Genomic DNA, 22,738 nt, shown 5'->3' with positions numbered 1-22,738 from the left:
GCCGCCTATCGCTATGGTCAAGATTTTTTACATTTTCTCTTCATCTACAAGCATAAACTTTATTTGCGCTTCAGCAACTACCGTTTTTCCTACCATTGCCTTGCATTTGCACTGCGCCGTTCTTTTTCTTGTTCTGACTGTCTCAGCGATAAGAATAAGCTGGTCGCCGGGGACAACTGCCTTGCGCAATTTTACATCATCCATACTGAAAAGCATCGCCAGCTTGCCGGCGTGTTCCAGTTTTTGTGCGAACAGCAGCCCGGACATTTGCGCCATCGCCTCTACGATAAGAACGCCGGGCATAATAGGTGTGCCCGGAAAGTGGCCCTGGAAAAAATGCTCATTGAAGCTTACGTTCTTTATCCCCTTTATTCGCGTATCGCCTTCGATTTCGATCACCTTGTCTACCAGCAAAAATGGGTATCTGTGCGGCAAAATCTTGGCAATCTGCCGAATGTCCAGAAGGGCGTCCGTTCCGAACTTTGCCATGCGGTCTTGCTGCTCGGCTGCCTCATATAGCTTTCTTGCGAGCTGCTGGTTTAACGAATGTCCGCTCTTATAGGCTACCACTCTTCCCTTAACAGCCCGGCCGGTCAGCGCAAGGTCGCCGATCAAATCGACGATTTTATGCCTGGCGCACTCGTTCGGAAATCTGAAACTGTTCTTAATCGGGCCGTCTGAGCTGACAACCAGAATGTCACGGGGGCTAAGATGTGCTCCTACCCCACGAGCTTGAAATTGCTGCGCCTCTGCTTCTAACAAAAAAGTTCGGGCCGGAGCCAGATGCTTTTCAAAACTCTCCGGCATCACCCGGCAGCTGAAAATCTGCCTGCCTATACCGGTATGGCCGCTGTAATCGAGGTCGTAGGTAATATTTAAACCGTCATCTGCGTATGGCAGGGCGTATATCGAGGCATCACCGGAGGTAATACTGATCGGTTCACTAATGACGAGTTCTTTGCGGTTCTCCGGCTGCTCAACCAACCCTGCCCTCTTGAGTATATTGAAATACTCGGCGCTGCTGCAGTCTGGGGCTGGTAGCTCCGGGCCTTCAACTTCTACAACCAGATTATCTATCTCCAGGGCGCTGACTGCAGCCAGACAATGCTCAACTGTCTCTATGCTCACAGGACCTTTTTTTAATGACGTGCGCCGGCCTCGCTCAGCAACATTTGTAACAATGGCGCTGATCCGCACAGGCTCGGCAACATCGGTCCGCACGAAAACCACTCCGGCATCGGCAGGGGCGGGACGAAAGACAACTTTCGCCTCCTTACCGCCAAACATTCCTTTGCCGGATACCCTTGCTTCACTTTTTATCGTCTTCTGAAGTTTCAAGTCTTTCTACCTTTTTACACAGTTGCTTAAGCGACTCAGCCATTTCAGGCAAACGCTTCATCAAACCGAATACCTTCAATGCAGCTCTAAGGTCCATTGCCGGCGAACCGAGCAATCTTGCGCCGGCTTCGGTGCCGCTCATAACGCCGGCCTGAGCGCCAATCATAGTACCGTTTCCTATCTCTATATTATCCACCAGTCCCACCTGCCCGGCTAACACAACGCCGTCGCCGATTCTGCAGCTGCCTGAGATACCTACCTGAGCCGCTACCAGACAGCATTTGCCGATTACTACGTTATGTGCGATTTGCACGAGGTTGTCCATCTTTGTCCCGGCTCCGATTATGGTGTTTCCGAACTTCGCCCTGTCAACGCAGCAGGCAGCTCCTATCTCGACAAAGTCTTCTATCACCACTCCGCCGTTGTGCGGAACAAGTTTATGACTGCCGTCGACAAATAAGTACCCAAAACCAGTTGAGCCGATGGTGCTGTTGGCCTGAATAATCACATTATTGCCGATTGTGCAGTTGTGATAAATAATGACGTTGCTGTCGAGACGGCAATTTTTGCCGATTTTCGAATTCTCACCTATCTTGCACCCGCTGGCGATTACGCTGTTGTCGCCGATTGCGGCTCCGTCGTCAATTACTGCGCCAGCCCCGACGGAAACACCCTTGCCGATTTTTACATTTTGTCCGACCTTCGCCGTTGGGTCAATTCCTTCGGCCGCGACTTTCAGCTTTGGCGCAAAAATTTTCAACGTCTCTATCAGGGCCGCATCGACGTTTTTAACTATCAATTGCGACATAACCAGCCCCTCAATATTCTTGCCGGCAATGACCGCTCCTGCATGCGACTTTTTAAGTTGAGGTATGTGCTTGTCGTTCGTGATAAAAGTAACATCACTCTCGCCGGCCGATTCTACCGTACCGACGGCGATTATCTGTCTTGAACCGTCGCCGACTAACTCTGCGCCAATCCGTTCAGCCAATTGTGCAACCGTCAATTTCATCCCAAATTTATCCACCATAGCCAGAGCGAAGGGGAACTCTTTTATCCGCCGCAGGCGGAACTATTTTTCCGCATCCAGCCGTGCTGTTATTTCATCGGTTATATCCAGACAGCCGCCGCTATACAGCAGCTTCTGCATCCTCAGGGCCAGTCCGAGTTCGTTGGCATTTGTCTCGGAAAAATCGACTTCATCCTCTCTAAGCACCAGGTCCAGCCTCTTTTCTTTCGCAATCTCACCGGCTGTTCGTAAAATGTCCTGGTAAAGTTCCTTCGTCCACATTTTATCTTTCAGTTCCAGTTGCTGCTTGTAGAATTCCTGTCGGGCCTGATAGCTGGCCTGTTTTTCGAACAACCCCTTTGCGCGTGTCATATAATCGCTGCTGCCTTCTTTTAATGTTTTTAGCCCTGCTTTTTCAGCGTCGATTTCCCCGGAAAGCTTCTCAAGCTCCGCAATAATTTTATTCTGTTCGGCGGCGGCCTCTTCCCTGTAGCCAACGCTTTTCTTGCAATCCTGAAAGATTTTCCGAATGCTGACAACCGCAATCTTCAGTCCTTCCCCGGATTGTTTTACTTCAGCCGGGGGGGGTTCTTCTTTAGTCTGAAGCTCAGCTAGTTTTTCCGCCATTTCCCGCATATTTTTAGCGTAATCCTCATCGCCCGGCTTAAGAGTGCTTACAGCTTTTAAGCTTTCCATTTCCTTGTTGAGCTTTTCCAGATCAAGGAGAACACTCTCCTGTTTGGCGGTGATTTCCTGTATTTGCTGAGCGTCCATTTGGGAGATGCTGTGCTTGTAGACGACTATCGCCAAAACTACCACGCAAATCAGTGCTGTTAAAACAATAGTCTTATTTTTCATAACTTGAACCTTTCTATACTTCTTTGATTGTTTGTTGAATGTTTAGAACAGTCTGCCTACAGAAAAACTGAAAACCTGCGTCTCGTCATCACCATCTTTCATCAACGGCGCAGCAATCTCTAATCTCATCGGAACAGGTCCAAACCACTGAGGTATTAATATTTGGATACCTGTCCCCACCGCTGCACGGTAACCGCCGGTATCGATCATTCCGCTGTCAACGAAAAACAATATCGAAAATGTGTCGCTCGCCAAAGGCACCGTTGCCTCAGCATTAGCCAGAACTATCCAGTCACTGCCTATCGGGTCCTTGTCGACGCCTCCTCTGGTGCTTACACCTCGGTATTCAAAACCCCTGATACCGTAAGTGCCCGTGCCGCCGCCATAAAATTTCTCAAAAGGCGGTGCGTCGCCTATCACGCTCGCCGCAAGCAGTTTAGTTGCCAGAACGGTCTTCCGCTCAGCCAAATCCTCAGAGAGCACTTGATACCGTCTGTAAACGCCGCTCAATATTCCAAAAGTGTGGTCGCCGGCAACTTGTTCGTAACCAAATTCAAAATTATAGCCCTTGGTTGGATTAAACCTGTCGTCGGTGAGGTTTCTTCCGACGCCAAGTCTGGCTCCCATAAGAACGTTATCTCCTTTAACAGAAGTGATTTCACTTGGGGCATCAGAATCGACGTCGTTAATGTTAACATTTTCCATCCTGATGCCGAGGCTCCTGTGCCAGTGGTTTTTATATCGCTTGTCGAAACCCACATATCCTTTCAGCCTGTTTTCGTCATAGCTTTCTCTCGATCTCTCCCAACTCGAGCCGGCCACATCAAGAGAGATAGGCTTGTTCATAAAGTACGGCTCGGTGAAATTAATCGAATATTCACTGACTTCTGTCCCGGGCTGTAGAGCAATTCTCATACTTTGCCCCGCGCCCCTGAAAGCCTTTCCCGTGATAAACTCACTAAAGCTCTCCGGGCGGTCGCTGATGTCGAAATTCCGCTGCTCAATAATCACCTGGCCTACGGCACCGCTGTCACTCGTTACTCCTGCACCCAGCATCACCATACCGGTCTGGCCTTCGATAATGCTCACATCTGCATCCTTCTGGCCGGCCGTCTCTCCCCGCGGCGTAATAGTTGCTGATTCCGCCACTACCATTCTTCGCACTTCTTTTTCCAGTTCGCCGCTGCCGTCCCCGTGAGCTATATCGGCGTTATACCACCGCCCAGGCAGGAAATCGTATTCATTCAGCACCTGCCGCACGGCCTTGTCTTGTATTTGTTCGTTGCCGGTTATACTAATCCGCCCGATTCGAAAACGTTCTCCCTCTGTTATGCCAAATTCAACATCGACTTTATCTTCGGAAATAAACTTGATACTCTGCTCAACCTTCGCATCGATAAAGCCCTCTTCACGGTGGAGCTTAAGCAGTTGGTCAACGTCCGAATCGGCTTTACGCTTATTATAGATTTGCCCCTGTTTTAATTTCAGCCCTGACAGCAAATGCTCTGTATCGAAGTTCTTATTTCCTGCGAGAGCAATGTTCTCAACAGCATAGGCATGTCCCTCACTAATTGCGAAAGTGATACGGACTTTGCTCTTATCTTCGGTGAATTCCCGTCCTGCTGTTATGCTGACATCTAAAAAACCCCTGTTGTAATAGATGTTTTGCAGCTTTGTAACGTCTTTAGACACTTTTTCTTCGGTGTAATAACTCGACAAAAAAACCCATTTCGTTTTCTTCGTCTTTATGACCTTTTTAAGTGACTTGGTCTTCAGGGCATTATTGCCGCTGAACCTCACCGCTGCCATCTTGACCCTTGGCCCTTCATCAATCGTATAAATCACATTTCCCACGGACAGCTTTTCGGCATCTAAGCTCACCTGGGCAAAAGCAAAGCCTTTTTTCCGGTAAAATTCAGCAATGGTTGCTCTTCCAGCTTCGGCCATAACTGGTTCGAGGTAATCGGCTTTCTTAAAGCCCAGTTTGCCCCGCAGCGTCCCGGCCTTATATTTGCGGTTGCCATTAAAAACAATCGACCTGACGATATTCCTCTCGATAACAATGAAAGCCAGCTTGATTTTCCCTTCGACAACGGCGGTGTTATAATAGCTGTATTCGACGCCGGCCAATTCAGCTATACGCTTGGCGTCCTCAGCAGCGATAGCAGCGTCAAACTGCCGGCCCACTCTGCTGCGGACCTTCGACAAAATCTCATCACTGTTAATGCTGACATTGCCTGTTGCGCTGATGCTGCTGATTAGCATCTTATTATCAGCCGAAGGCGCTTCGGTGTTTTCTTGCGAAAGCAATAACGATGGGGTGAGCAATAGCAAACAGCAAATGGTAAGTAGTGGGTAATAAGACTTTTTCATTGCTTCCATGCTTCCTTTCAATCTTATCCGCCCCAGGCGGAAATCAATTCTTAAAACGGCGCGCCTTCCCTGGTTTCACCTTCAACAGACGCATAAGAGGCATTTTCAAACTTGGTAAATCTTTCCCTGAATACCAGCTCGACGTTTCCTGTCGGGCCGTTACGCTGCTTGGCTATTATCAGCTCTGCCTTGTTATCGTCCTCGTAGTCCTTTTCACCGCGATGATAATAATCCTCACGGTGCAGCAGCATCACAACGTCGGCATCCTGCTCGATACTGCCGCTCTCACGTAAATCGCTCATCCTCGGTCGATGGCCTTCCCGCCCCTCAGGTGAACGATTCAGCTGGCTCAGCATCACAACGGGAACACTCAACTCTCTCGCCAGGGCCTTCATATATCTTGAAATCGTCGTGATTTCCTGCTGACGCGATTCGACCCTGTTTGTTCCCAAATGCATCAGTTGCAGATAGTCCACCATGATGCATCGAATACCGCGCTGACTTTTCAATCTCCTCGCTTTTGCCCGAAGTTCCAGCGGCGTCAGCGATGAGGTATCGTCAATATAAATCGGTGCCTCGCTTAACTCGCCGCACGCTTTGACCAGTCCCTCGTAATGTTCGGTATCGAGCATACCTTTCCTGACTCTTTGTGCATCAATTCCGCTCTTGCTGCACAAAAATCTCTCGGCTAATTGTTGTTTGCCTGTCTCTAATGAAAATATCGCAACAGGCATCTTCTCTATCACGCCGATATGCTCGGCAATATTTAGTGCCAGGCTCGTTTTTCCCATACTCGGTCTGCCGGCAATGATGATCATCTCTCCTTCCTGCAAACCGCAGGTCATCTCGTCGAGAGCGTAGTAGCCGGTCGCCAAACCCGTGACTTGGTTGTCCTTGCGCTTCTCTATAAGCTCGTAGGCACGGGCAACCAAATCCTTCAATCCGGTGGCGGAGCCGCTTATATTTTTATCAGTAACGGAAAAAATCTTTCGCTCCGCCTCGTCGAGTTTCTCGTTGGGTTCGCCGTTTCCGCTGTACGCATCATTCAAAATCTCACCGGCTGCCGCAATAAGCTCCCGCAGCAACTGCTTGTCTTTGACAATACCGGCGTAATACATCGCATTGGCCGACGACGGCGCAGAGTCCATAACCTTCGCAAGATATTCTACCCCGCCGACATCTTCTAACTGCCTGCGCTTCTCGAGTTCATCGCGAAGCAGAACCGCATCGATAGCATCGCCTCTGTTTTTCTCGTAAAGCGAAATCAAAGCGTCAAATATCATTTGATGCTCGATTCGATAAAAGGCCTCTGTCTTTAGATGCTCGACGACATCGCTGATACACACAGGGTCGATTATCATCGAGCCTAATACCGCCGCCTCTGCCGCCAATGATTCCGGCATACTGCGGGCGTCCACCCCGTGCTTAAGTCCGCCGGCTGACTCCGTACCGGTATTTGATGCACGGAGATTGACTATCGTGCTTTTCTTGCCGGTAACGGCTTTTTCTTTACTCGCTTTGGCCATCTGGCTTATTTTCATCCTGCGGCTTGTTCGCTTCGCCTGCGGGCGGAGCCGTTTCACCCTCGGCCGATTCTGCGACAATAGTAACGTTAACGGTGGCCGTTAAATCCTTATCGAATTTAAGCGTTACTTTGTGTGTTCCAACCTGCTTTATATGTTCAGTTAAACGAACCATCTCGTCGGTAATCTTAAAGCCCTGTGCGCGAAGGTTTTCTGCTATCTCCCCGGCTCCGATTGAACCGAACAGGACTCCTTGCTCGTTCGCCTTGGCGGCGACAACGGCTTCTGCCCCTTCAACCGCCGCCGATACTTCTTCAAGACGCTTTCTTTCGAGCTTCCTTTGTTCTGACCGCTTGGCTGTTTCTTTTGCCAGAGAACGCAAATTCCCCTTGGTTGGCACAGTAGCCAGCCTCTGCGGCAGCAGATAGTTCCTCGCATACCCCGTACTGACTTCAACAACATCTCCGAACCAGCCGAGATCTTTAACATCCTCACAAAGCAAAACCTTCACTGCGTCAGAAGTGCTTGCCTTATTGGAATTTTCTTTTTTTTGCACCGTAGCGCTCCTTAATTACATTATTCATCGTTATATAAAACTTCTAACGGCTTTCTCAGCACCTGCGGCAGACAGCGGATTAGCTGCTGTCGCCGGGATAGCTTACGCCGCTAAATACTATACGGCAATAGTGCCATATACCTGGCGCGTTTAATTGCCGTGTTAACTTTTCTTTGACAGCCGGCGCAATTGCCGCTGCGCTTGCGTGAATATATCTTGCCGCGATGGGTCAGGAGTCTTTCCAGAGTCCCGATGTCCTTATAATCAACGTATTTTTCGCCTCTTCTGCAAAAGCGGCATTGTGTCTGCTCCCGGACACCCGCATGACGCATTTTTCCTTCATTATTGTCTGTTCTCTTTGTTATTGGTGTTGCCATTTGTTACCTGTCTATTTGCCTTTCTTTTCTCAAGATTAAAACGGTATATCATCTATCCCCGTACTATTGCCGCCTTCTCCCGCCTCGGGGCTTTTCTCGCTCACTTCCTGCCCGGGTCTGTTTGCGCCTGCCTGCCCGCCGGGGGCGCCCAGAAATTGAAAGTTTTCCACTGTAATGCGGTGCTTGCTCCGCTTCGTGCCGTCCTGGGCCGTCCAGCTGTCGAAGGTCAGCCTGCCTTCAACAAACAGAGGTCTGCCTTTGGTCAGGTATTTGTTTATGTTCTCAGCCGTTCGGCCGAATGCCCGGCAGTCCACGAAACATGTTTCTTCCTTGTTTTCGCCGTCCTGACCTTTCCATTTCCGGTTCACCGCCAGACCGAAATCAACCACCGCCGTCTGGCTCGGAGTGTAAGACAGCTGCGGGTCGCGGGTCAGATTACCCATCAGTAAAACCTTATTGAAATTGGCCATTTTAGGCTCCCATTTATAATTGATATTTCAGTTCGCCTGTTCCGAATCTTCTGCTTTCGGCTGCTCTTGCTCCTCGTCTTCCTTCCCCTGTTTTTCATCTGTAGGTTTTGGGGTTTCAGTTTCGCCGGCTGTTTGGGAAGTAGCGACTTTGTCAATTTCTTCGACTGGTCTATCCTCGGCACACAGAATCAAAGCGCGCATAATCCGTTCCGAGAGCTGAATGTCCCTCTCGATGCCCTGCAGCTTGCCGCCCTCGGCTTTGAAGTAACAAAGGATGTACGTCCCTTTGCCTTTGCCGTTGATTGTGTAGGCGAGCTTCCGTTCGTCCCATTTTCGCATCGAAACAATCTCGGCGCCTGCCTTTTCCAGTATGTTTTTGATGGTCGCATTAATCCCGTCCCAATCTGTGGCCGCTTCGCCCGAATCGATAAGAAACATCGCCTCGTACAATTTGGGTTTCCCCTTTGCTGTTGGGGTCTCTTTCTCGTTCTCAATAACAGTATCCAAAACAAATACCTCCTGTTTCCCGCTTCAGTAGTGCCTGACATAGCAGGCTTATGGCGGATTAAACTTATTCATTGTCGCTCTTATTCCATATTCAATCCAGCAAAGCACGGCGTCCCGCGCCTTGATAATCGCTTCATCCAGCAGCGGCCTATCTGCCGCTTTTGGTTTACCGAGAACATAATCATGAGCGTCTTCCTCTTCACTTTGGCCGATACCTACTCGTAATCGGTTTACATTCTCCGTGCCGAGCTTTTCTATTACGTCAGCTAAACCATTGTGGCCGCCGGCCGAGCCTTTCATCCTTACCCGGATCCTGCCTGCCGGTAACGCCATATCGTCGGTTATCACAAGCAAATCGCTCAATTTGAGCTTATAAAAACCCGTCGCTGTTGCGACAACCTGGCCGCTGCAATTCATAAACCGCATCGGCTTTACTAACATCATTTTCTTGCCCGCAAATTCTCCTGTTCCTAAGCAGGCACTGAATCTTTTCTTTTTTACCTCTATCTTTAGCGCCTCTGCCAGAGAATCTATTACCCTAAAGCCGATATTGTGCCGCGTACCAACATACTCTTTACCCGGATTACCCAGGCCAACGACCATTTTAATCTCAGGCACTTCCATCTATTCTCGGCGCCAATGACGCTATTTGGTCTCTTCCTTCTTTTCTGATTTCTTTTCCGGCTTCTCTTCTGCTTCCTCTCCCTCTGCCTCTTCTTCTTTGACCTCACCGATGACTTCTGGAGCAGCCGGCATTTCCGCCTCGAGTTCTTCAGTGCTCTTGGCAGCGGCAATCACGCTGCAGGTAACCAGCAGCGTTGTCGGCACGCTTTCCAGCTTGACACCGCTCGGAAGCTCTATGTCGCTGGCATGCAGCGTGTCACCAACACCTACATCTTTCACGTTAATAACAATAACCTCAGGAATATCTGTTACTTTACACTCGACTTCCAGACGGTTTGTATGTAGCTGAACAACGCCTCCCTCATGCGCGCCTTTAGCTATGCCCTTAAGCTCAACAGGAACTGCCACCTTGATTGTCTCGGTTACATCGACCCTCATCAGGTCCACATGAATAATATTCCTTCCGAGATGGTCGTATTGCAGCTCCTTTACAAGCATCTTCTCCTGCTTTTCGCCGATTTGCACGTCCATCAGCCGGTGTCCGTGATGCAGCCCTTCTACCAGACTATGCGCATCAAGCGAAATAGCTATCGGCTCTTCCTTATGCCCGTACACAATTGCAGGTATCCGCCCGCCCTTACGTACTTTCGCCGCCTGACCTGAGCCGGTCTGTTCTCGAATTTCTGCCTTTAACAACAAACTTTTTTCCATAATTGCCTCTGTCTAAATTTAAATCTCAGTTCAAAATACTTCAAATAGGTTGCTGACTGATTCGTTCTTGTGAATTCTCTTTATTGCCTCACCTAACATTGCCGAAACGGTTAAAACCCTGATATTACGCAGCTTCTTGGTTTCCTTGTTCTGTGGTATGGTATCGGTGACTACCACCTCGTCAATCGGTGCCTTGCTTAGAAGCTTCAGCGCTTCTCCTGCAAACACGCCGTGCGTGGCGCCGACGTATATCTTTTCGGCTCCGCGCTGCCTGATTAACTTGGCCGCACTGCACACCGTCCCGGCGGTTGCGATGATGTCGTCACACATTAAGATGTTTCTGCCTTTCACGTCACCGATGATTTCCCTCGCCTCCACCTCGCTGCCGCTCACTCGTCTTTTGTGTACGATTGCAAGCTCTCCGCCCAGGTGAGAAGTATATCGCGATGCTGTCTTTATATTGCCGACGTCCGGCGAAACTACCGTTAGATTGCTGATTTTCTTCTTCTTGAAATACTTGCTCAGCACCAGTTCCCCCGTCAGGTGGTCCACAGGTATATCAAAAAAACCCTGAAGCTGCTGTGCGTGTAAATCTATCGCCAGCACCCTGTTGGCCCCGGCGCAAGTTATAAGATTGGCCGCCAGTTTTGCGGTAATTGGCACTCGGCCTTCGTCTTTTCTGTCCTGCCGCGCGTAACCGAAGTAAGGTATGACCGCGGTAATTCGGCTGGCGCTGGCCCTTCGCAGGCAGTCTAAATAGATTAAAAGCTCGACTAAATGTTCGTCAACCGGCTTGCACGTCGATTGCACGACAAAACAATCCTTGCCGCGAACATCATCCTCTACCCGGATGACTTTTTCGCCATCGGGAAACCTGTCTATCTTTGCCTGGCCGAGAGAAATCCCGAGATACTTGCAAACCGCCGTTGTTAACGCCGGGTTGCTGCTGCCGGAAAATACCTTCAAAGTATTATTTAGTGGCATTGTTTTCCCGCCTTTACTTTAACGTCCTTGTTTACCTTTTTTGAGAGCCTGCTTTCCATAATCCTGCTTACTGCCTGAAGCTGTTCCATTGTGTTGACGCTCATTGCCTCCTCAGGACTCAACGCTGCAATCGCAGCGACCTTGTGTCCGCCCGCGAGGAGAATCGAAATCGCGTCCGTTAGATAGTATTCTTTCTTGGCGTTGTTCGGCTGAACCTTTACCGCGGCTTCGAAGAGCAGCTGGTTGTCAAACACGTAATAGCTTGGATTGACCTCTTTAATCTTCAGCTGCTCGCTCGTGCAGTCGTTATGCTCTACTATCGCTGCGATATTGCCGTCCGCGCCCCTGCATACCCGCCCATAGCCAGTCGGGTCGTCTAAGATTGCCGTTGCCAGCGTCGCCGCCGCTTTCTCAGCCTCGTGCTTTTTTATGATTTTACTTAGCGTCTCGGCTCGAGTCAAAGGCCCGTCCCCGCAAAGCACCAGCGTCTCGCCGTCAAACCCGTTAAGATGTTCCTTGCAGCACAAAACCGCGTGTGCTGTCCCTTTCTGCTGCTCCTGCCGGACCCATACTACGTCTTCATCAGCCTCGAACCTCTTTTTTACCAGTTCGGCGCCGAAACCCACTACGACGTATATCTTCTCGACGCCCGCCCCCCTGCAGGCGTTCAATACGTATGCCAGCATAGGCCGACCACACACCTCGTGCAGAACCTTCGGCGTATTTGTCTTCATCCTGCTGCTGACCCCTGCTGCCAGAATTATCGCTGCTCTTTTTGCCATACTTCCTTAACTTTTAATTTTGAACTTTAACTTTTAACTTTCTTAAACTACCCGGCTAGGACTCGAACCTAGAATGTAGGCACCAAAAGCCCATGTGTTGCCAATTACACCACCGGGTAAATCACGTAAAAACCCAAAGGTACGTAAATCGCAAATATCTTTTGCTCTTGCCACTCGTGCTCTTTGTCTTGTCACGGAGACCGTCTTGTCCCGGCCGATTTGGCCCTGTCGGAGGCTTGAGTCAGCCATGCCGTGAAAACTGCTGACCCCATTGGCCGTTTTCACGGCCTTAGCTACCCCATGCGACAGGGCATTTTCAAAAGGGGAAATATACCTTATTCGCAATTACTAATCAATCTTTTTCCCTTTTTTCTTAAAAACGCCCTTTTCAGTACTAAAAACCGCCTTTTTTGATTCCGCTGGACATCACAAACTTCATAAATATAATAAGAACTGTCGGTTTGTTGCGTGAAAGGGAGTTTCGTGACCAAAATGCAGATAATAGCCAAGGCCTTCCTCACTTTCCTCGGAATAAGCGCATTAGTAAACTTCTGTTCCCCGTTCAGCATACTAATACCCGAGACGCTGACTCAGGATATATCCATCCTCAGGTTCATCTTATCCTTGCCTGTTGTCATAATTTTACTAACAGCGATTGTATATTTGCTTATCTTTAAAAATGATTGGCTGGCCTGTAAAATAGCGGGGACAGGTGAAAAATTGGACCCCGAAAGCGAAGCTATTTGGCTGGCTTGCTCGCTCCGGATGGTTGCGATTTTCTACGGCCTGCTACTGCTCCCAACTTCAATTCCAACGATACTTAATATACTTGTCTCGCCTCTGTATATATGTTCTCTGGTAAACGAGATATTCACTTTTAGGGCCTTTCCTAAATCACTTGTTTTCACCTCTTACCAATGGTCCTCTATGATATACAATTTCCTCAAAGCAATCTTGGCAGTTTACTTGCTTTACGGCTGGCCGCAGTTTATCCGCTACCAGTTAAATCTCCGGAAATCAAAATCTTCCCTCGACAAAAAATTAAACACAGAAGGAATTAAAAATGAATAAAATGCACACTCTTGCCAAAATCGCTCTCGCAGCAATAGGAATCTTTTTCTCCATTCGCTTGCTGTCTCAATCGCCGCTTGCAATTTTTTGGTTTTATTCAAACCCCTCTTGGAAAACCGCAGGGTCTTCGCTCTTTTCTTTGTTGCTGACTGCAGGACTTATTGCACTGTTGTTGTACCTTTTCTTTTATAAGAATGAAAACTTGGCAAGAATAATCGTCGGCTCAGAACAATTGCCCGAGCCCGACTCACAAATTCAATGGCTGCCAGTGGCGCTGAGGCTCGTCTGTATCGCCGCTGGACTCTACTTCATTACTAATGTCCTGTGGCATATAACTTACGTCATAAACCAACTCGCCTTTTTCAAGGCTCAAGAGAATGCCCACACCATCTATAGCCATGCTCACTTCAACTCCCGAGACTTGTTGCCCTGGATAATTATGCTTATATGCGGTGTTTACCTCCTCTGTGGAGCCCCTCATTTCGTCCGTTGGCACGTAAAAAAGATTCTGCAGCAATGCAAAGACAAGACTGAAACTACATAACTGCTATCGTTTTATTCAGCATCATTGTCAATCGCCACGTAGCCGCGTTGGCCTTCGCTTACATAATTCGGCCCGGATGAATCCTCATCCTCATCGTCGCTGTCCTCCGCTTCCTCTGCTTCCGCCTCCATCTTCTCTCGCAGCCTCTCATAATCTTTCAGCGTCATCAGTACTTCTCTCGCCTGGCTGCCTTTGTATTCGCCCAGGATGCCCGCGCTCGCCATCATCTCTATAATCCGCGAAGCACGCGCGTAGCCGATGCTGAGTTTGCGCTGCAGCAGTGACACACTCCCGCGATGGCTCTCTAAAATAATCCGTACCGCCTCGTCAAACAGCTCATCTCTGGCCATCTCCGAAGTATCTATCCGCCCTAGCTCCGTAAGCTCCGGATGGAACTGCGGTTCAGCTACTTCCTTTAGGTACTTGACGATACGCTGAATTTCCGCATCGTCCATAAACGTCCCCTGCGCACGCACCAGCTCGCTTGAGCCGGGCTTCAAAAACAGCATATCGCCTTGGCCGAGCAGCGCCTCCGCGCCGTTTTGGTCCAGCACTATTCGGCTGTCCAATCTCGCCGCGACTCGGAATCCTATCCTCGTTGGCATATTCGATTTTATCAAACCTGTCACCACCGTCGCCTGTGGACGCTGCGTCGCCAATACGATATGAATGCCGACCGCCCGGCTCTTCTGTGCAAGACGGACTATATATGCTTCTATCTCCTTGGCGGCGGTCATCATCAAATCCGCGAGCTCGTCGATTATTATCACGATATAAGGCAGCTTCTTTGCAATCTTCTCTTCCTCTTCGGTGCTGTCAGGCATGAATCGCTTGTTAATCTCCTCGGCCCCGAGGCGGTTATACTCTGCGATGTTCTTCACCCTCGCCTCGGCGAAAAGCGCATACCTCTCGTCCATCTTCACCGTCGCCCATTCGAGTATCTGCACCGCGCGCTGTGTCTCAATCACTATCGGGCTCATCAAATGCGGTATAGTATTAAACGCCGTCATCTCGACCATCTTCGGGTCTATCAATATCATCTTCACTTCGTCAGGCCGTTTCGTCAGCAGTATCCCTGCGATAATGCTGTTGATGCATACGCTTTTGCCCGAGCCTGTTGTCCCCGCGATAAGCAGATGTGGCATACTCGTCAGGTCTGAAACAAGCGCTTCTCCGGATGAATCCTTGCCCAGGAATAGCGGTATCTCCATATCTCTCGGCCTGTCCCCAGCCGATTGCATCAGGTCTTTAATGCGGACTTTTTCTTTCTCGTTGTTCGGAACCTCAATTCCTATCGTATGCTTGCCCGGAAGCGGCGCCACTACGCGGACCGCGCCGACTCCCAGTGCCCTCGCCATATCATTGGAAAGATTACTGATTTGGCTGACCTTCACGCCCGCCGCGAGCTCCAGCTCGAACATCGTTATAACAGGCCCGGTATCGGCCGCTACCACGTGTGCGTTAACATTGAATTCCGTCAGCAGTTTCTCCAGCGCACTCGCCTTGGCCTTTATTACCTTCTCCTGAATCGATGCGAACGTCCGCTCTGGCTCACACAGTAGCTCCATTGGCGGCAGTCTATAATCATCATAGCTCGTTGGCACGTATGCCTTGGCCGGCTTGTGCGTCACCGGAAGAGACAGCCTTAATTGTTTCGGCTCCCTTGTCTCGACAGCAGCCGTTGTTTCCTCCGCCTCTTCCTCTTCGATATAACTCTCAAATGACGTTTCCTCCTCGGCTTCTTCTGAAAGCTGTCTTTGCCGCTCGCTTAATTTCTGCCATATCTCGCCTAATGCCTGCGATTGGTGTCTAGCCATCGACAACATTGGAGACGCTACGCCGATCATCCTTCCGAATACGAAACCGACCCCGCCGAATATCGCCGTTAAAAAAGTGTCTGCTAACAGAACTACCCCGACAACCCACGTTGCCGTGATCAGTATGAATGTTCCGAGCAGGGCGAAATGGCTCCGCAAAAATTCCGCCGCTCCAACCCCGAGAACTCCGCCGGAACCCATCGGAAAACTAAAAACTCCGTGAGGTAGAAGAAGATAAAAACTGCTCGATGCCGCCGCGGTCACCAGCAGCAGGCCTATCGTTCGCAAAATGCCTTGGTCGACGGTTCGGCGTGCCAGCCTCGCTCCCAAAAGGCATATCGCCGATATTAATATTACGAACACCCCGGGCCCGACGTAATACAACAAATAATACGCGCAAAAAGCTCCTATCATCCCGCACCAGTTGGCCGGAGGGGTGTTAGTGGGCCATACGTACCTGCTCGGCCAATCACCAATATTGAAACTAATACAACTACAAAGTAGCACCAGCGCCACGGCGATACCAAGACATTCTAAGGCAGCCTCGCCTGTAGTGAGCCTTGTCGAGCCATATGAATTTTTCTTCTCTTTCAATCGCATATGTCCGATAAAAAAACTATTATCAATCTAGACACTCGCCCCTGCTTACAAGTTTTATATCGGCTACACCCCCTTGTTTTCTGCAAAACTTGTCCGCCTATGGCGGATTTACCAGCCCCCTTTTATGCTCTACCTGATTTCTTCGAAAAAAGGCGTCTTTTTTTGTTCTACGCATTCGGCGGCATAAAGATACATCGCGGCAGACCAGCTTTGCCAGTCTTCCCCCCTCGGCTTGCCGTCCTGAGCGCGGTGCCACTCATTAAACCCGAATTCCACCTCCGCTTCGCGCGCCGCTCGAACAAGTTCAGTCAAAGCAATGAGTTTTCTTTCAGCAAGCCTGTATTTCCCGGCTGCTACTAACGCCGCTATATAAAAGCCGCAAACAAAAGGCCAAATCCCCCCGTTGTGATACTCCCCGGGCTGATTGTATTTCTCATAACGCGGCATCCAGTCCGGGTCACTTGGCCAGATATAAGGGAAAAAGTTCGGCGGTAAATCTACAACAAGATCCCCGGTTGTCCTGAATGCTTCACATTCCTTTTCTATCCACGAAACAAGTTTCCTCGCCCTCGATGGCGATGCTATCCCGCTAAGAATTGCTATGCTGTTGCCCAGGAGGTCGAATCGCTCGCTCAGGTAAACCTTGTATGACCACATAGCATAATAAGGTTTCCGCCTCAGCACCAAACCTTCGTGGACGTGCCGATTCTGCCTTTCGCCTTTAACAGTAAACCTTTCCATTGCCTCCTTCGCCTCTGTCGCACGCTTGTGCTGCCCGAAAAGGCACAGGCAGGTATAGACAATAGTATTAACATACAAACCATATCCGAGTACCCACTGCTCGTCGCGCCAGTCGCTTGTCGGCTGCTGCGCTACGAGGCATCGGTTCGGCGGACTTTGATATCTCAGCCACGTCAAGGATTTCTGGACCGCTTCCTCGAGAAATTTCCTTTCTCCCATTACCCTTCGGTAAAGCCCTACAGCCATAAGAAACAAAGGCGTCGTATCACTGGCGCCCCTGTCATCAGGATCGTTTACTAAAGATGGAATATGTCCCAGTTCGGTTTGGTTCTTCGCCAGCGTCTCAAGAACTCTTCGCAGCGATTCAAGTAGTTTCTCGTTCCCCGTGGTCAATACCCCGAGCGAGCATATCATTAAGTCCCTCGTATACGGCTCAGGATACCCCCAGCCGGCGGTTCGGGGTAAACCCCGGCAAGGACCGTGATTATTGTGAAGCAGAACTCCTAACGCAGCTTCCCTGGCCCTGTTTATTAGCTCTCTTTCACGTCTGTCCATTTATGATATGCCCAAACGCTTCGAAACGATTTTGACGAATTTCTTCGCTATAACACGATAGTCGAAATTCTCGACAACTCGTTTTCTTCCTTCTTTGCCCATTTTTTCTCTCAAGCCCGAGTCTTTCATTAGCTGCATAAGATAATTGGCGATATCATGAACGCTCGCCCGGTAATCCACTGTCCTCGGCTTCTTAAAGCTGTGCCTGTGACCTGTTTCATAGCCGGACTCGTCTCCGAGAATCATCTCTCGAAGGCGAATTTCCTGGGCAACATCCGCTAAAAAAGCCGTCTTGCCGTGCACCAGCGTATCAAGCATCCCCATCGCCTTTATTCCTATTACCGGCTTTTCACACGCGTTTGCCTCAACCTGAATCATTCCGAAGCCCTCTAATCGGGATGGCGCCGCATAAATATCACACGCTGCCAATAAGTAAGGCATGAAATTTCGCGAAACCCTGCTGCTCGTATAAACTACATTTTTTTCTATTCCCAAGTGTGTGGCCAGTTGCATATCTGCCATGTTCTGTTGTTCCGTTCTTGGCTGGGGCCAGACCTTGCAAACATACTTCCAGTCCGGCGCCTCCGGGTCGTTTATCGCCAGCGCCTGCATAACCTCCTGCGCGCCTTTCGATGCCGCGTCACCGCCGACAGTCAAAATCATTATCTGCTCCTCAGATACTCCCAATGCCTCACGAACCGTCGAAACTTTAGGGTCTTTCCTGTCACGAGGCCTGAATGAGTCTGTATCACACCCGACGTGCAAAACTTCTATATTCTTCCCGTGCAGACCGTCACGCATATATATCTTCTTTACCCAGTTCGAAGTCACCAGTATCAAGGGCAGTCTGTCCAGTATCTCCCCGTAGTTCGCCATATAACCGTCCGCCACAAGCCACGGTATCGCCGTTACCCCGTATCTTTGCGGGTGGAGAACTAAATGAGACGTATGTCCCCAGTAGCCGACGCCTACGACAATATCAGGTGCGAACCAGCGGTAATACCACTCCTTCTCCTGCGCCGATTCGAAATTAACAGAAAAAACCTCGACCCCAAGCTCTTCGAGCCCCTTGTGTAACAGTTGCCCTTGAGTGGCAAGACCTGCTGGAGAAGGGGGGTAATCATACAAAAGCAGAACTTTCATTTTTCAGTTCCTTTCTCTATTTTCGACCTGTTGCCCCGAAACGCCAAAACGCCTCCCGCCGGGGCGTTGTCTTCGCCTCAAAACTGTCTTTGCTGAAACCATATATTTGGGTGATAATATCATACTTCCTCTCCCATATATGCTCCGGCAGGTTTATCTGCAAATCAGCTCCTCTGTCGGCTCGCGGCAGATACTTGCCGCCCCCGTCCTCGTATGCGAAAGACCATACTTCTTTTGTACCCAGTTCCTCGGCTTCCCGCAGTCTCATTACCGCCCTTGCTGTCTCTTCGTGCCTTGAGTGCCGCGTGTATTCACCGACCGTACCGTGCGTAATAACCACCTCGAATCTGTCAAAAGGCAGCAGCTCCATTATGGTTCGCTGGACCTCGTGGTTATCCAGCGTCTTCTGCTCAGGGCCGTCGTCGAGGTCTCCCATATAACCGCTTGCGCCGAATTCTTCAAGGGCCTTGAAAAATTTTGGCGCCCGGTCCGCATCGCTTTTCCTGCAGATTGTTACCACGGTCCACTTGACATCTGGATGCATCAGCATCAATCCTCCCGCCCACAGCGTCTCATCGTCAGGATGAGCGACAATGACCGCACACCTGCTGTCGTCCTTTATATGACTCTGATACATAAGTTTTGTTTTCTTCCCTGCCTAATCTGTATAATCCCCGCTGGGACATTTAAGAATAACCTCGACCACTTCGTCGAACTCGGCCGTCGCAAGGCATATACGCGAATCCGCCGCACCGTAATACATAAAAATCTTATTTCCCCTTTTTATCCATCCGCACGGAAACACAACGTCATCAACGTCGCCCTCGCGCTCGTAATGTGCCTTCGGCCCGAAAATCCATTCATCCGTCCGACGGATGACTTGGGTTGGGTTTTGGAGGTCTAACAATGCAAGTCCCAACCGGTAGATTGAGCCGGAAGCGGTCGTCCGAACCCCATGATAAAGAAGCAGCCATCCCTCTTTAGTCTGCATAGGTGGTGCGCACAGCCCTATCTTGCCTGCGTCCCACCATCCGCCTTCTCTGGCATGGATTATCTCCTTATGCTCACCCCAGTGTTTAAGATTAGGCGAAAAAGATATCCATATATGGGCGCCGAGAAGTGGCGATTTCGCAACTGGGCGATGCAGCATCGCCCAGAGGCCGTTGAACTTAACCGGGAAAAGCGCAGCGTCTTTGTCCTCCGGCGGCATGACCGGCCCTATGCGCTCGAATGATTTGAAATCAGCCGTCATAGCCAGGGACACAAGCGGCCCGCCTTTTGAATAGGCCGTGTAACATATGGCCCACTTGTTCATTTCCTCGATCCATGTTATCCGTGGGTCTTCTATGCCCCAGAGTTCTTCCGGATGCTCTTTAGGTTCGGGTTTTAGAGCAGGTTCATTGTGTACTCGCCAGTTGCCGATACCGTCGTCGCTTATCGCCGTAGTCAGATGTGAAATGCCCCTGAAGTCTTCGACCCGGGCAAGCAAAACGGTTTTGCCGTCTATTTCCGCTGCCGCTGCGTTAAAAACAGAATTAGCTTTGTATGGCCAGTCTTCAACCGACAAAATCGGATTGTCCGGATGACGCTGAAAAAGCTCGTGAGTTGAGTTTTTGCTCATAGACCTCTCCCTAAGTTTATTTGCCTTTTCGAAATGGCCGAAAAAGATTCACCAAGCTGAAGAAACTCCGGCTTCTTTTAGCTGGAAACACGCCCCTTTTGACCATGCTCACTTCCTCTATCGAATAAAACGCCTTCGGATTGAACTTTTTTATCAGTTTGATTATACTCCCGACCTCTTGCCTTGGTACGATTGTAAAGACTACTTTTACCTCTCCTGTCGAGCCATGCCCATCAACGCTGGTAACTCCGTAATCAGCGGACTTCAGGTGTTCCACCAGCACCGATGCGTCTTTTTGAGTAACAACCCGCACCAGAACCAGCCCTAAGGATAGCTTCTCAGCAATCCATATCCCAACGAAATTACCCATCGCAAATCCGCCTCCAAACGCAATATAGCAGGCCGGATTCGACAGGTGCTTCATAATCTGGCTCATAGCCAGAAGCCATATTAGCACCTCAAAAAAACCGACTATGGGGGCTATGTATTTTAAACCGCGGGAGATAAATATCACGCGCACCGTCCCGATGCTTACGTCCGCCACCCTGGCGGCAAAAATCAAAGCTGGCAGCACGAACCACGTATAAAAACCAGAATTCGACAGTAGCATATCTTCCATCTGTTTCCCGCAAAACTCTAAAAAGATTCAGTTCCCATTTTACTAATTAACCATTTAACCAATTAACCAACTCCCTATTCTACCCCCAAATTTAAATCCTGCAACTCCCCCAGGCCACAATTTATTAATTTCCCGGCCCTTGTCCATATTGGGCGCAAATAAAAAAGGCTGTGAAAAACACAGCCTTTTAATATGCCGCAAAACTTCTGATTCTTGTTTTATGCCCTGCGTCTCTTCAGGAAAACCAGCCCGCCGAGGCCGAGCAGTCCAATCGTCGCTGGCTCCGGAAGTTCCACTTGGAAATATCCCGTCAGGGCCACTGCATCGTGCGCTCCGAGCTCGAACGTATGTCGGATGCTGATGCTGTTGTTTACTGCCCCGCCGGCGAGGTCCCACGCCTCTTGCAGGCCGATAACTGTCGTGCCGCTGCCGGCCTTGCTCCACGAAGATGGGTGCGGGTAAAACGGCAAAATATCGATGCCGTCTATTATCCCCACAAATAACGGCTGAGGAGCTATTGTGGAAAGGTATCCGCCCAGAGGGTCGGTTGTAAGCGAGCCGCTCACCGAGCCGCCGTAAATTGATGATGGGCTTATGGCAGGTGTTACCGGCTCTGTAAATGTCACCGTGTATGTTTGACTTGCGCTCGTTGTGTTTTTAATTGATACCCACGATATAACGTATGGATCTGACTCGAACGTAAATTCCCACTCGGCATCGAAGGTCCCGTTGGAGGCCGAATCCGCCAGATAAAAAGCGTCTCCGCCCATTGCCTGAAGATCGCCGGCCTGATAAATCTTTTGCCACGAACCATCGCCGTATTCTATGGAAATGGTGGGACAGGGAGTTGCAAGTACCGGACCTGCGAACAAACCAAGCACACAAATTATTGCTAAAAGACTCGCCCTTCTCACTATATACTCCTTCCCCTTCCTGAAACTGAAACTTTTCGCCCCCTTGTATGGGATGCGCCTATACCTTACTCCCTTATAATACATAAATGAGATCAGAAGGTCAACAGAAAAATAGAAAATGTTGGTTTCCCCCGTATAAACCGCAGATTATTATAAGACCTTCCCGGCTAAAATCTTATTTTCATTGCAAAAAGACAATTCTTTTTGGGACACATTGGACAGGTGATATTTTCCTCTGTTTTCCGCGGAATCTATGATTAAATATAAATCCCTTATGGCTAAAAAGAGACGTTCGACTAATAAAAATTTGCCGAAAGGCCTGAAAATTCTCTACGAAGATAAAGACATCCTCGTAGCCGATAAGCCTGCGGGATTGCTCTCGGTCGCGACCGCTGCCGAAAAAACACGGACCGCTTACTGCATCCTGACCGATTATGTCCGCAAAGGATTCCCGAAATCTCGCAACCGGCTTTTCACCGTCCACCGCCTTGACCAGTGGACCTCGGGCGTCATGGTCTTTGCGAAAAGTGAGGAAATTAAACTCCGCCTCCAGGCTCAGTGGAAAGAGACGCAAAAGAAATACCTTGCGGTCATTCACGGCCGCCTGACGCAAAAACAGGCAGTCATCTCTTCATACCTCGCAGAGAACAAGGCCTTCGTCGTCTATTCCACCCCGGACCCCGCAAAAGGAAAACTCTCGCAAACCGCCTACAAGGTGCTGAAAGAAACCCCCAAATTCAGTCTCTTGGAAATTGACCTTTTGACCGGCAGGAAAAACCAAATCCGTGTCCATCTGGCAGATTATGGACATCCCGTTGTTGGCGACAGAAAGTATGGAAAGGCCGGCGATAAGTTCAGACGCCTCGCCCTTCATTCCAAATCGCTCTCGTTAAAACATCCTGTGACCGGCCGGCGGTTGACTTTTCAAACTAAAACCCCCGCTTATTTCTCCCAACTGTTGGCGAACCGATTTTAGCTGGATTGCACACATTTTTTCTTTT

General features: G+C 49.7%; 23 protein-coding genes and 1 tRNA gene. 3 read left to right on the top strand and 21 right to left on the bottom strand.

Going from position 1 to position 22,738, the window contains the following annotated elements; genetic code table 11:
* Positions 1-27 precede the first annotated feature (27 nt).
* The 14 genes from lpxC to PHG53_02270 form a co-directional block, all read right to left on the bottom strand.
* Complete coding sequence (gene lpxC, locus PHG53_02335; GenBank protein ID MDD5380463.1) at positions 28-1,338, bottom strand: UDP-3-O-acyl-N-acetylglucosamine deacetylase; 1,311 nt, start codon at positions 1,336-1,338, stop codon at positions 28-30.
* On the bottom strand, positions 1,310-2,350 hold the full coding sequence (lpxD, locus tag PHG53_02330) for a UDP-3-O-(3-hydroxymyristoyl)glucosamine N-acyltransferase (protein ID MDD5380462.1): 1,041 nt from the start codon (positions 2,348-2,350) through the stop codon (positions 1,310-1,312). Before lpxD ends, lpxC begins: the two co-directional genes overlap by 29 nt.
* Positions 2,351-2,410: 60 nt before the next feature.
* Positions 2,411-3,205: an OmpH family outer membrane protein gene (locus tag PHG53_02325; protein ID MDD5380461.1), complete on the bottom strand. Its 795-nt coding sequence runs from the start codon at positions 3,203-3,205 to the stop codon at positions 2,411-2,413.
* A 42-nt stretch (positions 3,206-3,247) separates the two neighbouring features.
* A complete protein-coding gene (locus tag PHG53_02320) occupies positions 3,248-5,578 on the bottom strand; it encodes a POTRA domain-containing protein (GenBank protein ID MDD5380460.1) in 2,331 nt (776 codons plus the stop codon).
* Between the two features lie 50 nt (positions 5,579-5,628).
* Positions 5,629-7,104, bottom strand: a complete 1,476-nt coding sequence (gene dnaB, locus PHG53_02315) for a replicative DNA helicase (protein ID MDD5380459.1) — start codon at positions 7,102-7,104, stop codon at positions 5,629-5,631.
* Positions 7,088-7,657: a 50S ribosomal protein L9 gene (rplI, locus tag PHG53_02310; GenBank protein ID MDD5380458.1), complete on the bottom strand. Its 570-nt coding sequence runs from the start codon at positions 7,655-7,657 to the stop codon at positions 7,088-7,090. The genes dnaB and rplI overlap by 17 nt, the downstream gene beginning before the upstream one ends.
* A 110-nt stretch (positions 7,658-7,767) precedes the next feature.
* Positions 7,768-7,989, bottom strand: coding sequence for a 30S ribosomal protein S18 (rpsR, locus tag PHG53_02305; protein MDD5380457.1), 222 nt, complete (start codon positions 7,987-7,989; stop codon positions 7,768-7,770).
* 80 nt (positions 7,990-8,069) lie between these two features.
* Positions 8,070-8,504: a single-stranded DNA-binding protein gene (gene ssb, locus PHG53_02300; protein ID MDD5380456.1), complete on the bottom strand. Its 435-nt coding sequence runs from the start codon at positions 8,502-8,504 to the stop codon at positions 8,070-8,072.
* Between the two features lie 27 nt (positions 8,505-8,531).
* Positions 8,532-9,011 carry a 30S ribosomal protein S6 gene (rpsF, locus tag PHG53_02295; protein MDD5380455.1) on the bottom strand — a complete coding sequence of 160 codons (480 nt, stop codon included), beginning with the start codon at positions 9,009-9,011 and terminating at the stop codon, positions 8,532-8,534.
* Between the two features lie 48 nt (positions 9,012-9,059).
* Positions 9,060-9,635, bottom strand: coding sequence for an aminoacyl-tRNA hydrolase (gene pth, locus PHG53_02290; protein MDD5380454.1), 576 nt, complete (start codon positions 9,633-9,635; stop codon positions 9,060-9,062).
* A gap of 21 nt (positions 9,636-9,656) precedes the next feature.
* The gene (locus PHG53_02285; protein MDD5380453.1) at positions 9,657-10,346 is read right to left on the bottom strand and encodes a 50S ribosomal protein L25; all 690 of its coding nucleotides are present in this window, start codon (positions 10,344-10,346) and stop codon (positions 9,657-9,659) included.
* 30 nt (positions 10,347-10,376) lie between these two features.
* Entirely contained in the window at positions 10,377-11,330 is a 954-nt protein-coding gene (locus PHG53_02280; protein ID MDD5380452.1) for a ribose-phosphate pyrophosphokinase, read from the bottom strand.
* On the bottom strand, positions 11,321-12,112 hold the full coding sequence (locus tag PHG53_02275) for an NTP transferase domain-containing protein (protein MDD5380451.1): 792 nt from the start codon (positions 12,110-12,112) through the stop codon (positions 11,321-11,323). Before PHG53_02275 ends, PHG53_02280 begins: the two co-directional genes overlap by 10 nt.
* Positions 12,113-12,159: 47 nt before the next feature.
* Positions 12,160-12,231 (bottom strand) — tRNA-Gln (locus PHG53_02270).
* Positions 12,232-12,604: 373 nt separating this feature from the next.
* Between PHG53_02270 and PHG53_02265 the strand changes: the two genes are divergently transcribed.
* Positions 12,605-13,183, top strand: a complete 579-nt coding sequence (locus tag PHG53_02265; GenBank protein MDD5380450.1) for a hypothetical protein — start codon at positions 12,605-12,607, stop codon at positions 13,181-13,183.
* Positions 13,176-13,727 (top strand): hypothetical protein, encoded by a 552-nt coding sequence (locus tag PHG53_02260; protein ID MDD5380449.1) that lies wholly within the window; start codon positions 13,176-13,178, stop codon positions 13,725-13,727. The genes PHG53_02265 and PHG53_02260 overlap by 8 nt, the downstream gene beginning before the upstream one ends.
* Positions 13,728-13,738: 11 nt before the next feature.
* On the opposite strand, the gene PHG53_02255 is transcribed toward PHG53_02260, so the two are convergent.
* The 7 genes from PHG53_02255 to PHG53_02225 all read right to left on the bottom strand — a co-directional run bounded on the left by PHG53_02255 (position 13,739) and on the right by PHG53_02225 (position 21,737).
* Entirely contained in the window at positions 13,739-16,138 is a 2,400-nt protein-coding gene (locus PHG53_02255; protein ID MDD5380448.1) for a DNA translocase FtsK 4TM domain-containing protein, read from the bottom strand.
* A 135-nt stretch (positions 16,139-16,273) separates the two neighbouring features.
* Positions 16,274-17,440 carry a glycoside hydrolase 100 family protein gene (locus tag PHG53_02250; protein ID MDD5380447.1) on the bottom strand — a complete coding sequence of 389 codons (1,167 nt, stop codon included), beginning with the start codon at positions 17,438-17,440 and terminating at the stop codon, positions 16,274-16,276.
* Positions 17,441-18,583 (bottom strand): glycosyltransferase family 4 protein, encoded by a 1,143-nt coding sequence (locus PHG53_02245; protein ID MDD5380446.1) that lies wholly within the window; start codon positions 18,581-18,583, stop codon positions 17,441-17,443.
* Between the two features lie 16 nt (positions 18,584-18,599).
* Positions 18,600-19,220 (bottom strand): PIG-L family deacetylase, encoded by a 621-nt coding sequence (locus PHG53_02240; GenBank protein ID MDD5380445.1) that lies wholly within the window; start codon positions 19,218-19,220, stop codon positions 18,600-18,602.
* 21 nt (positions 19,221-19,241) lie between these two features.
* Positions 19,242-20,204 (bottom strand): glycosidase, encoded by a 963-nt coding sequence (locus tag PHG53_02235; GenBank protein MDD5380444.1) that lies wholly within the window; start codon positions 20,202-20,204, stop codon positions 19,242-19,244.
* 16 nt (positions 20,205-20,220) lie between these two features.
* Complete coding sequence (locus tag PHG53_02230) at positions 20,221-20,823, bottom strand: DUF2179 domain-containing protein (GenBank protein ID MDD5380443.1); 603 nt, start codon at positions 20,821-20,823, stop codon at positions 20,221-20,223.
* A gap of 218 nt (positions 20,824-21,041) precedes the next feature.
* A complete protein-coding gene (locus tag PHG53_02225) occupies positions 21,042-21,737 on the bottom strand; it encodes a PEP-CTERM sorting domain-containing protein (GenBank protein MDD5380442.1) in 696 nt (231 codons plus the stop codon).
* A gap of 253 nt (positions 21,738-21,990) precedes the next feature.
* On the opposite strand from PHG53_02225, the gene PHG53_02220 reads away from it, so the two are divergent.
* Positions 21,991-22,713: an RNA pseudouridine synthase gene (locus PHG53_02220; protein ID MDD5380441.1), complete on the top strand. Its 723-nt coding sequence runs from the start codon at positions 21,991-21,993 to the stop codon at positions 22,711-22,713.
* Positions 22,714-22,738 lie beyond the last annotated feature (25 nt).

It is taken from the genome of Phycisphaerae bacterium (genome assembly GCA_028714855.1).
In the GTDB taxonomy this organism is placed as follows: Bacteria; Planctomycetota; Phycisphaerae; order Sedimentisphaerales; family Anaerobacaceae; genus CAIYOL01.
Note: the sequence above shows the minus strand (reverse complement) of the source record. Positions and strands in the feature narration are given on the sequence as shown.

Bases quoted from the DNA above. Each gene is read 5' to 3' on its own strand.
- lpxD (MDD5380462.1), bottom strand. From the start codon at position 2,350: ATGAAATTGACGGTTGCACAATTGGCTGAACGGATTGGCGCAGAGTTA.
- PHG53_02325 (MDD5380461.1), bottom strand. From the start codon at position 3,205: ATGAAAAATAAGACTATTGTTTTAACAGCACTGATTTGCGTGGTAGTT.
- PHG53_02320 (MDD5380460.1), bottom strand. From the start codon at position 5,578: ATGAAAAAGTCTTATTACCCACTACTTACCATTTGCTGTTTGCTATTG.
- dnaB (MDD5380459.1), bottom strand. From the start codon at position 7,104: ATGGCCAAAGCGAGTAAAGAAAAAGCCGTTACCGGCAAGAAAAGCACG.
- rpsR (MDD5380457.1), bottom strand. From the start codon at position 7,989: ATGCGTCATGCGGGTGTCCGGGAGCAGACACAATGCCGCTTTTGCAGA.
- ssb (MDD5380456.1), bottom strand. From the start codon at position 8,504: ATGGCCAATTTCAATAAGGTTTTACTGATGGGTAATCTGACCCGCGAC.
- pth (MDD5380454.1), bottom strand. From the start codon at position 9,635: ATGGAAGTGCCTGAGATTAAAATGGTCGTTGGCCTGGGTAATCCGGGT.
- PHG53_02285 (MDD5380453.1), bottom strand. From the start codon at position 10,346: ATGGAAAAAAGTTTGTTGTTAAAGGCAGAAATTCGAGAACAGACCGGC.
- PHG53_02280 (MDD5380452.1), bottom strand. From the start codon at position 11,330: ATGCCACTAAATAATACTTTGAAGGTATTTTCCGGCAGCAGCAACCCG.
- PHG53_02275 (MDD5380451.1), bottom strand. From the start codon at position 12,112: ATGGCAAAAAGAGCAGCGATAATTCTGGCAGCAGGGGTCAGCAGCAGG.
- PHG53_02265 (MDD5380450.1), top strand. From the start codon at position 12,605: ATGCAGATAATAGCCAAGGCCTTCCTCACTTTCCTCGGAATAAGCGCA.
- PHG53_02260 (MDD5380449.1), top strand. From the start codon at position 13,176: ATGAATAAAATGCACACTCTTGCCAAAATCGCTCTCGCAGCAATAGGA.
- PHG53_02250 (MDD5380447.1), bottom strand. From the start codon at position 17,440: ATGGACAGACGTGAAAGAGAGCTAATAAACAGGGCCAGGGAAGCTGCG.
- PHG53_02245 (MDD5380446.1), bottom strand. From the start codon at position 18,583: ATGAAAGTTCTGCTTTTGTATGATTACCCCCCTTCTCCAGCAGGTCTT.
- PHG53_02240 (MDD5380445.1), bottom strand. From the start codon at position 19,220: ATGTATCAGAGTCATATAAAGGACGACAGCAGGTGTGCGGTCATTGTC.
- PHG53_02235 (MDD5380444.1), bottom strand. From the start codon at position 20,204: ATGAGCAAAAACTCAACTCACGAGCTTTTTCAGCGTCATCCGGACAAT.
- PHG53_02230 (MDD5380443.1), bottom strand. From the start codon at position 20,823: ATGGAAGATATGCTACTGTCGAATTCTGGTTTTTATACGTGGTTCGTG.
- PHG53_02220 (MDD5380441.1), top strand. From the start codon at position 21,991: ATGATTAAATATAAATCCCTTATGGCTAAAAAGAGACGTTCGACTAAT.